This window comes from Klebsiella sp. GB_Kp047, from assembly GCF_040065235.1.
GTDB classification, from domain to species: domain Bacteria; phylum Pseudomonadota; class Gammaproteobacteria; order Enterobacterales; family Enterobacteriaceae; genus Klebsiella; species Klebsiella quasipneumoniae.
This window is the reverse complement of sequence record NZ_JBEAJG010000005.1, coordinates 99,643-107,296: the sequence shown is the minus strand read 5'-3', so window position 1 is coordinate 107,296 and position 7,654 is coordinate 99,643. Positions and strand designations below refer to the sequence as shown.

12 protein-coding genes are annotated in these 7,654 nt (G+C 53.4%); 1 reads left to right on the top strand and 11 read right to left on the bottom strand.

Features of this window, described 5'->3' with window-relative positions; translation table 11 throughout:
• The 9 genes from ABLV76_RS04375 to fkpA all read right to left on the bottom strand — a co-directional run.
• Nucleotides 1–142: GTP-binding protein (locus tag ABLV76_RS04375; protein ID WP_074437493.1), on the bottom strand; the 142-nt coding region annotated here is incomplete at its 3' end.
• A 69-nt stretch (nucleotides 143–211) separates the two neighbouring features.
• A complete protein-coding gene (fusA, locus tag ABLV76_RS04370; protein ID WP_004202222.1) occupies nucleotides 212–2,326 on the bottom strand; it encodes an elongation factor G in 2,115 nt (704 codons plus the stop codon).
• 96 nt (nucleotides 2,327–2,422) lie between these two features.
• On the bottom strand, nucleotides 2,423–2,893 hold the full coding sequence (gene rpsG / locus ABLV76_RS04365; RefSeq protein WP_002920113.1) for a 30S ribosomal protein S7: 471 nt from the start codon (nucleotides 2,891–2,893) through the stop codon (nucleotides 2,423–2,425).
• A gap of 96 nt (nucleotides 2,894–2,989) precedes the next feature.
• Nucleotides 2,990–3,364, bottom strand: a complete 375-nt coding sequence (gene rpsL, locus ABLV76_RS04360) for a 30S ribosomal protein S12 (RefSeq protein WP_002920115.1) — start codon at nucleotides 3,362–3,364, stop codon at nucleotides 2,990–2,992.
• Between the two features lie 124 nt (nucleotides 3,365–3,488).
• Nucleotides 3,489–3,776, bottom strand: coding sequence for a sulfurtransferase complex subunit TusB (tusB, locus tag ABLV76_RS04355; protein ID WP_004202221.1), 288 nt, complete (start codon nucleotides 3,774–3,776; stop codon nucleotides 3,489–3,491).
• 7 nt (nucleotides 3,777–3,783) lie between these two features.
• A complete protein-coding gene (gene tusC / locus ABLV76_RS04350; RefSeq protein WP_004202220.1) occupies nucleotides 3,784–4,143 on the bottom strand; it encodes a sulfurtransferase complex subunit TusC in 360 nt (119 codons plus the stop codon).
• A complete protein-coding gene (gene tusD / locus ABLV76_RS04345) occupies nucleotides 4,143–4,529 on the bottom strand; it encodes a sulfurtransferase complex subunit TusD (protein WP_004202218.1) in 387 nt (128 codons plus the stop codon). Before tusD ends, tusC begins: the two co-directional genes overlap by 1 nt.
• Nucleotides 4,529–5,251, bottom strand: coding sequence for a transcriptional regulator (locus ABLV76_RS04340; protein ID WP_002920130.1), 723 nt, complete (start codon nucleotides 5,249–5,251; stop codon nucleotides 4,529–4,531). Before ABLV76_RS04340 ends, tusD begins: the two co-directional genes overlap by 1 nt.
• 168 nt (nucleotides 5,252–5,419) lie before the next feature.
• Nucleotides 5,420–6,250, bottom strand: a complete 831-nt coding sequence (gene fkpA / locus ABLV76_RS04335) for an FKBP-type peptidyl-prolyl cis-trans isomerase (protein ID WP_004202215.1) — start codon at nucleotides 6,248–6,250, stop codon at nucleotides 5,420–5,422.
• A 222-nt stretch (nucleotides 6,251–6,472) separates the two neighbouring features.
• On the opposite strand from fkpA, the gene ABLV76_RS04330 reads away from it, so the two are divergent.
• The gene (locus ABLV76_RS04330; RefSeq protein WP_002920136.1) at nucleotides 6,473–6,691 is read left to right on the top strand and encodes a protein SlyX; all 219 of its coding nucleotides are present in this window, start codon (nucleotides 6,473–6,475) and stop codon (nucleotides 6,689–6,691) included.
• 57 nt (nucleotides 6,692–6,748) lie between these two features.
• On the opposite strand, the gene slyD is transcribed toward ABLV76_RS04330, so the two are convergent.
• Both slyD and ABLV76_RS04320 read right to left on the bottom strand, forming a co-directional pair.
• On the bottom strand, nucleotides 6,749–7,354 hold the full coding sequence (slyD, locus tag ABLV76_RS04325) for a peptidylprolyl isomerase (RefSeq protein WP_043522629.1): 606 nt from the start codon (nucleotides 7,352–7,354) through the stop codon (nucleotides 6,749–6,751).
• Between the two features lie 93 nt (nucleotides 7,355–7,447).
• Nucleotides 7,448–7,648: a YheV family putative zinc ribbon protein gene (locus ABLV76_RS04320; RefSeq protein WP_002920143.1), complete on the bottom strand. Its 201-nt coding sequence runs from the start codon at nucleotides 7,646–7,648 to the stop codon at nucleotides 7,448–7,450.
• Between the last annotated feature and the right edge of the window lie 6 nt (nucleotides 7,649–7,654).

The window sequence follows — 7,654 nt, the reverse complement described above, 5'->3', positions numbered from 1 at the left end:
CGAATGCGCGAGCGGAACCACCGTAGGTTTTAGCCAGAACGGTAGTGATGGCAGCAGTCAGGGTAGTTTTACCATGGTCAACGTGGCCGATAGTACCAACGTTGACGTGCGGTTTTGTACGTTCAAATTTTTCTTTAGACACGGCTATATTCCTTACTATAGTGCTCTCCCCTTCGGAGAGAGCACGGGACTTAGGTTTTAATCCTGTGGATTATTTACCACGGGCTTCAATAACGGCCTGAGCAACGTTGTTCGGCGCATCATCATACTTCAGGAATTCCATGGTGTATGATGCACGACCTTTGGTCAGAGAACGCAGCTGAGTTGCATAACCGAACATTTCGGACAGCGGTACTTCAGCGTGGATCTTAACGCCGGTTACTTCGGATTCCTGACCGCGCAGCATACCGCGACGACGGCTCAAGTCACCGATAACGTCACCAGTGTTCTCTTCCGGAGTTTCTACTTCAACCTTCATGATCGGCTCAAGCAGAACTGGTTTTGCTTTCTTAAAGCCTTCTTTAAAGGCAATAGACGCAGCCAGTTTAAACGCCAGCTCAGAGGAGTCAACGTCGTGGTAAGAACCGAAGTGCAGACGGATACCCATATCAACTACCGGGTAACCTGCCAGCGGACCAGCTTTCAGCTGTTCCTGGATGCCTTTATCAACGGCCGGGATGTATTCGCCAGGAATTACACCACCTTTGATGTCGTTGATGAACTCGTAACCTTTCGGGTTAGAGCCCGGCTCCAGCGGGTACATGTCGATCACAACGTGACCGTACTGACCACGACCACCAGACTGCTTGGCGTGTTTACCTTCGATATCGGTAACTTTCGCGCGAATCGCTTCACGGTAAGCAACCTGAGGTTTACCGACGTTCGCTTCAACGTTGAATTCACGCTTCATACGGTCAACGATGATGTCGAGGTGCAGCTCACCCATACCGGCGATAATGGTCTGGTTAGACTCTTCGTCAGTCCATACGCGGAAAGACGGGTCTTCTTTAGCCAGACGACCCAGAGCCAGACCCATTTTTTCCTGGTCAGCTTTGGTTTTCGGCTCAACGGCGATGGAGATTACCGGCTCAGGGAATTCCATACGCTCCAGAATGATCGGCGCATCCGGGTCACACAGGGTGTCACCAGTGGTTACGTCTTTCAGACCGATTGCAGCAGCGATGTCGCCCGCGCGAACTTCTTTGATCTCTTCACGTTTGTTAGCGTGCATCTGTACGATACGACCGAAACGCTCACGTGCAGCTTTCACGGAGTTCAGTACGGTATCACCAGAGTTAACCACACCGGAGTACACGCGGAAGAAGGTCAGGTTGCCCACGAACGGGTCGGTAGCGATTTTGAACGCCAGTGCAGAGAACGGCTCGTCGTCGCTTGCGTGACGCTCAGCCGGAGTATCTTTACCGTCGTCCAGGATGCCGTTGATCGCCGGAACGTCAACCGGGGATGGCAGGTAGTCAACTACCGCATCCAGCATCGCCTGAACACCTTTGTTCTTGAACGCAGAACCACAGGTTACCAGGATGATTTCGTTGTTCAGAACGCGCTGACGCAGAGCTTTTTTGATCTCTTCTTCAGTCAGTTCTTCACCACCCAGGTATTTTTCCATCAGCTCTTCAGAAGCTTCAGCTGCGGACTCGATCAGGTTCTGGTGCCATTCGTCAGCCAGGTCCTGCATGTCAGCCGGGATATCTTCGTATTCGAAGGTTACGCCCTGGTCTGCATCGTTCCAGTTGATGGCTTTCATTTTCACCAGGTCAACAACGCCGGTGAAACCTTCTTCAGCACCAATTGCCAGCTGCAGCGGAACCGGGTTCGCGCCCAGACGGGTTTTGATCTGACCAACAACTTTCAGGAAGTTAGCGCCCATGCGGTCCATTTTGTTAACGAACGCGATGCGCGGAACTTTATATTTGTTTGCCTGACGCCATACGGTTTCAGACTGCGGCTGAACACCACCAACTGCGCAGTAAACCATTACCGCACCATCAAGAACACGCATGGAACGTTCTACTTCGATAGTGAAGTCAACGTGCCCCGGGGTGTCGATGATGTTTACACGGTGCGGTTCATACTGCTTAGCCATACCAGACCAGAATGCAGTAGTCGCAGCGGAAGTGATGGTGATACCACGTTCCTGCTCCTGCTCCATCCAGTCCATGGTAGCGGCGCCGTCATGAACTTCACCGATTTTGTGGTTTACACCGGTGTAGAACAGAATACGTTCGGTAGTAGTGGTTTTACCGGCGTCGATGTGCGCACTGATACCGATGTTACGGTAGCGTGCGATGGGTGTTGTACGAGCCATTTGATTCCTCGTTTATTTCTTTAGGCGTTCAGTTAAGTTATCCAGAGCGGGCGACTCATCTGAAGCGCCCGCCTGGTGACTATGACTCCGAAGGGATTACCAACGGTAGTGAGCGAACGCCTTGTTGGCTTCGGCCATACGGTGAACGTCTTCACGTTTCTTAACTGCAGTACCTTTGTTGTCTGCAGCATCAGTGAGTTCGTTCGCCAGGCGCAGAGCCATGGATTTATCACCGCGTTTACGAGCAGCTTCAACGATCCAACGCATTGCCAGGGCATTACGACGGACCGGACGAACTTCAACTGGAACCTGATAAGTAGAACCACCTACGCGGCGGGACTTAACTTCGACAGTCGGGCGCACGTTTTCGAGCGCAACTTCGAAGGCTTCCAGTTCAGATTTACCAGAACGCTGAGCCAGGGTCTCCAGCGCGCTGTATACGATAGTTTCTGCAGTAGATTTTTTACCATCTACCATCAGGATATTGACAAATTTAGCCAGCAGTTCTGATCCGAACTTCGGATCCGGCAGAATTTTACGCTGACCAATGACGCGACGACGTGGCATGGAAATACTCCGTTGTTAATTCAGGATTGTCCAAAACTCTAAGAGTTTAGTATGACATTAAGATAAATCAGTTTGGCCTTACTTAACGGAGAACCATTAAGCCTTAGGACGCTTCACGCCGTACTTGGAGCGAGCCTGCTTACGGTCTTTAACGCCGGAGCAGTCAAGCGCACCACGAACGGTGTGGTAACGAACACCCGGAAGGTCTTTAACACGACCGCCACGGATCAGGATCACGGAGTGCTCCTGCAGGTTGTGACCTTCACCACCGATGTAGGAGGTGACTTCGAAACCGTTAGTCAGACGCACACGGCAAACTTTACGCAGTGCGGAGTTCGGTTTCTTAGGAGTGGTGGTATATACGCGAGTACATACGCCACGTTTCTGCGGGCAGGCTTCCAGCGCTGGCACGTTGCTCTTTGCAACTTTGCGCGCGCGTGGTTTGCGTACCAGCTGGTTAATTGTTGCCATTAAATAGCTCCTGGTTTTAGCTTTTGCTTCGTAAACACGTAATAAATCGCCTCATATATTATGAGGACGCAGAATTTTAGGGCGGTGCCGAAAAGGTGTCAAGAAATATACAACGATCCCGCCATCACCAGGCCAACTGACCGGCATGTTTGACTGTGAGTCTGACGAAATCAGTATAGCTAACCCTGCCGACACTGTCCGCAATTTGACCAGTTAGCCCGCGGGCGTCAACGTCGTCTTGCAGCACGTAAAGGGTTATGGGGGCGGATTGCAGGATCTCAAGGAAGCGGCCGCCGGCGATAGCCGCCGCGACGCCATCAGACAGCAGTAACAGATCGTCACCTTGCTCCATCAAGCGAAGCATTGCTGCGATATCGGCATGCCAGGGAGAAACACTGAGCGTATGGAGCATGGGGGCCTCAGAAACGCAAAATCACATCAAATTCATGCAGACGGGCGCGCAGGGCATCCGGCGCCAGGCATTCGGCATCCACCACCCACGGGGTCGCAGGATCCAGGCCGCGCTCTCGCGCCGACTCGGCGCACAGCCAGCACTGGTCGATATCGTATAGCGACAGCAGTTTAAAGGTGGCGATGTAGTCGCGGGCCAGCACAGCACCAGGCCGCTGGGCGGGCAACAGCTGAAACACGCCGTCGCCTACGAAAAACACGCCAATCTCGTCGGTGAGGGCGGAGGTGGCTAATAAGGCATCGAGGCCTTCCCTGCCGGCGGCGCTGCCGTGCGGTGCGGAAGAAAAAACGAAAGCCACACGTTTCATCAGAACTGTACCATCCGATCGCAAGTGAGCGCCGCTTCCGCCAGCGCGCCAAGTCCGCTTAACGTAAAACCCGGCTGCAGATTATGGCCAGGCAGAGCGAGCTGTTGCGCTTCGCGTTCGTCCGTTACGCCACGACGCAGGGCGGCCGCCACGCAGATATGCAGCGCGACGCCGTGCTCATTGTGGAGGGATTGCCACCCGCGCACCAGATCGAACTCATCGCTGGCGGGCGCCGTCAACTGGTTAGCGTTAAGCACGCCTTCGCGATAGAAAAAAACGCACGCCAGCTCATGGCCTTCCTGCAGCACGGCCTGAGCAAATTGCCAGGCGCTGCTCGCCTGCTGCGTGCCATAGGCAGGTCCGGTCACCGTGAGGGCAAAACGCATTACTTATCCAGCCCCTGGAAATCACCGCTTTTGAACTGGCGAATATAGAGGTAGACGGTGTGCTTGGAGATATTCAGACGATCGGCCACCTGGTTAATGGCGTCTTTAATATCGAAGATCCCTTTCTCGTAGAGATTCAGCACGATTTGACGGTTTTTAGCATTGTTCGACACGCTGCGATCGGCATTCACCTCTTCGATGGTGAATTCCAGAGTCTGGGCGACCAGATCGTCAACCGAGGAAGCAAAGTTCACCGGCGAGTTAACCTCAGGCGTTTCTGGTGGAATAAAGGTGCTCATGATCTGCGAAAACGGCACATCCAGATTCATGTTGATGCACAACAGACCAATCACCCGGTGATCGCGGTTGCGGATGGCAATCGTCACCGACTTCATCAGGACGCCGCTTTTGGCGCGGGTAAAGTAGCATTTGGAAACGCTGCTATCGGCGCCCGTCATATCGTGCAGCATGCGCAGCGCAAGATCGGTAATCGGTGAACCGATTTGGCGGCCGGTATGTTCACCATTGGCGATACGGATGGCAGAGCATTTCAGATCCTGCAAAGAATGCAGCACGATTTCACAGTGCGAACCGATGAGCATCGCCAACCCGTCCACCACCGCTTCATAAGATTTAAGAATATCGAAATCGGTCTGGTCAAAGGGACGTTGATCCAGCAGGTCAAGCTCGCTGGTTTCGTTGGTTAAAAGCGACCTGGACATGAAAAAAAGCACTCCTTTTCAGGAGCCTGTCGTTATTGTCAGGGCAGGCTCATCATCATTATTAAGCTATCTAAAGTAATACAGCGCCTGAGGATCTTTCCAGTTTTAATTATATCTGCGCGCAATAAAAAAGCCGCCGCCTCTAACGAGACGGCGGCCTGAACCCGATTACTTCTTAGCGTCAGCTTTCGCGTCTGCGGCTTTCGCATCGCCAGCGGCTTCCGGCTGAGCATCTGCTTTCGGCGCCGGTTTGATATCCAGCAGCTCTACATCAAAGACCAGCGTGGAGTTGGCCGGGATCCCCGGGACGCCGGTTTTGCCGTAGGCCAGATCTGGCGGAATGACCAGCTTGATTTTGCCGCCTTTCTTGATGTTCTTCAGGCCTTCAGTCCAGCCCGGGATCACCCCGTCGAGACGGAAAGAGAGCGGCTCGCCGCGGGTATAAGAGTTATCAAACTCTTTGCCGTCGATCAGCGTACCTTTGTAGTTAACCACCACGGTGTCGCTGTCTTTAGGCGCATCGCCAGTGCCTTCTTTCTCGACTTTATACAGCAGGCCAGTCTTAGACGTTTTCACGCCCTTCTCTTTGGCAAAGCTGTCACGGAAAGCTTTACCTTTGGTTTCGTTCTCAGTAGCGTCTTTTTCCATTTTCTGCTGAGCTGCGGTCTTCACGCGTGTTTCAAAGGCCTGCAGAGTCTGTTCGATCTCCTGGTCGGACAGTTTGCTCTTATCGGCAAACGCGTCCTGTACGCCGGCGATCAGCTGGGCTTTATCCAGCTTAATGCCCAGTTTTTCTTGTTCTTTCAGGGAGTTTTCCATGTAACGCCCCAGGGACGCGCCCAGCGCATAGGCTGATTTCTGATCGTCATTTTTAAATGCCGATTTACTCTCAGCCGCCGGGGCTGCTTTCGCCGCGGTATCTGCAGCAAAGGTCAGCGGTGCATTCAGGGCGACGGCCATTGTGGTCGCCAGCAGCGTTACTTTAAACAGTGATTTCATCCATTTCTCCAGGGCCGGGGCCTCTCACCCCAGGGTTATCGTAAAAAGCAAAAAACGTACTATAGAACGTCGCCGTTAAAATCTACATACGGACGTTCCTGAATATCGCCTCTTTTAGGACTATTTTTGTATGAATAAGTTTCCTGTAGGACGCAGCGATGCTGCGCGCCGGGGGAAACTTAAGTAGAATCCGCCCGCAGGATCAGACTAAAGAGGTTACCCATGCACGATAGCACATTAGAAACGCGCCTTGCGGAGCTGGAAAGCCGGCTGGCGTTTCAGGAAATCACCATCGAAGACCTCAACAAAACCGTGACCGCCCACGAGATCGAGATGGCGAAGATGCGGGAGCATATGCGTCTGATGATCGAGAAGCTGAAGGCGACCCAACCCTCCCATATCGCCTCCCAGGCTGAAGAAACGCCACCGCCGCACTATTGAGGCGTAAAAAAAGCGGGTTTCCCCGCTTTTTGTCGTCTTCGTGCCGAGGCGCAAAGATTAGTGGCAGCCGCAGCCACCGTGGCCGCCGCAGCCGCCTTTACCATGGTCGTGGCCATGATCGTGGTCGTGACCGTGACCGTGACCGTGACCGCCGCAGCAGCCATCGTGACCATGATCGTGGTCGTGATCGTGACCATGCGCGCCGTGCACGTGACCGTGCTCCAGCTCTTCAGCGGTCGCTTCGCGGATGGCGACAACTTCCACATTGAATTTCAGGTTCTGGCCTGCCAGCATGTGGTTGCCATCAACCACAACGTGGTCGTCTTCAACTTCAGTGATTTCTACTGGTACCGGACCCTGATCGGTTTCCGCCAGGAAGCGCATGCCAACCTGCAGTTCATCAACGCCCATGAAGACGTCTTTCGGTACACGCTGCACCAGGTTTTCGTCATACTGACCGTAAGCGTCGTTAGCGCCGACGGCTACGTCAAATTTGTCGCCCACTTCGTGGCCATCCAGCGCGTTTTCCAGGCCGGAAATCAGGGAGCCGTGACCGTGCAGGTAATCCAGCGGCGCGCTTACCGGAGACTCATCAACCAACACACCGTCTTCTGTACGTACCTGATAGGCCAGGCTGACCACCAGGTCTTTTGCTACTTTCATGATATCTCCTGAGATGGGAAGAATAGTGGCGCAGATTGTAGCGGAATTCTGCTGCCGTGTACCCTTTAGCTTAAAAAAAGCCGACGGATAACGCTAGTCGGGATGAAAAATGCCAATCACCTGCTCCTCTTTGCGTACATGCTCACGGGCCTCTTTATCCGCCTCACGCATCTGATGACCGCACTTAACGCATTCAACAACATCGACATTATTCTCACGCCACATCGCCAGTGAATCCTGCGCCTGGCACGCCGGACATTTCGCCCCGGCAATAAAACGTTTACGCACTGCCATATGATT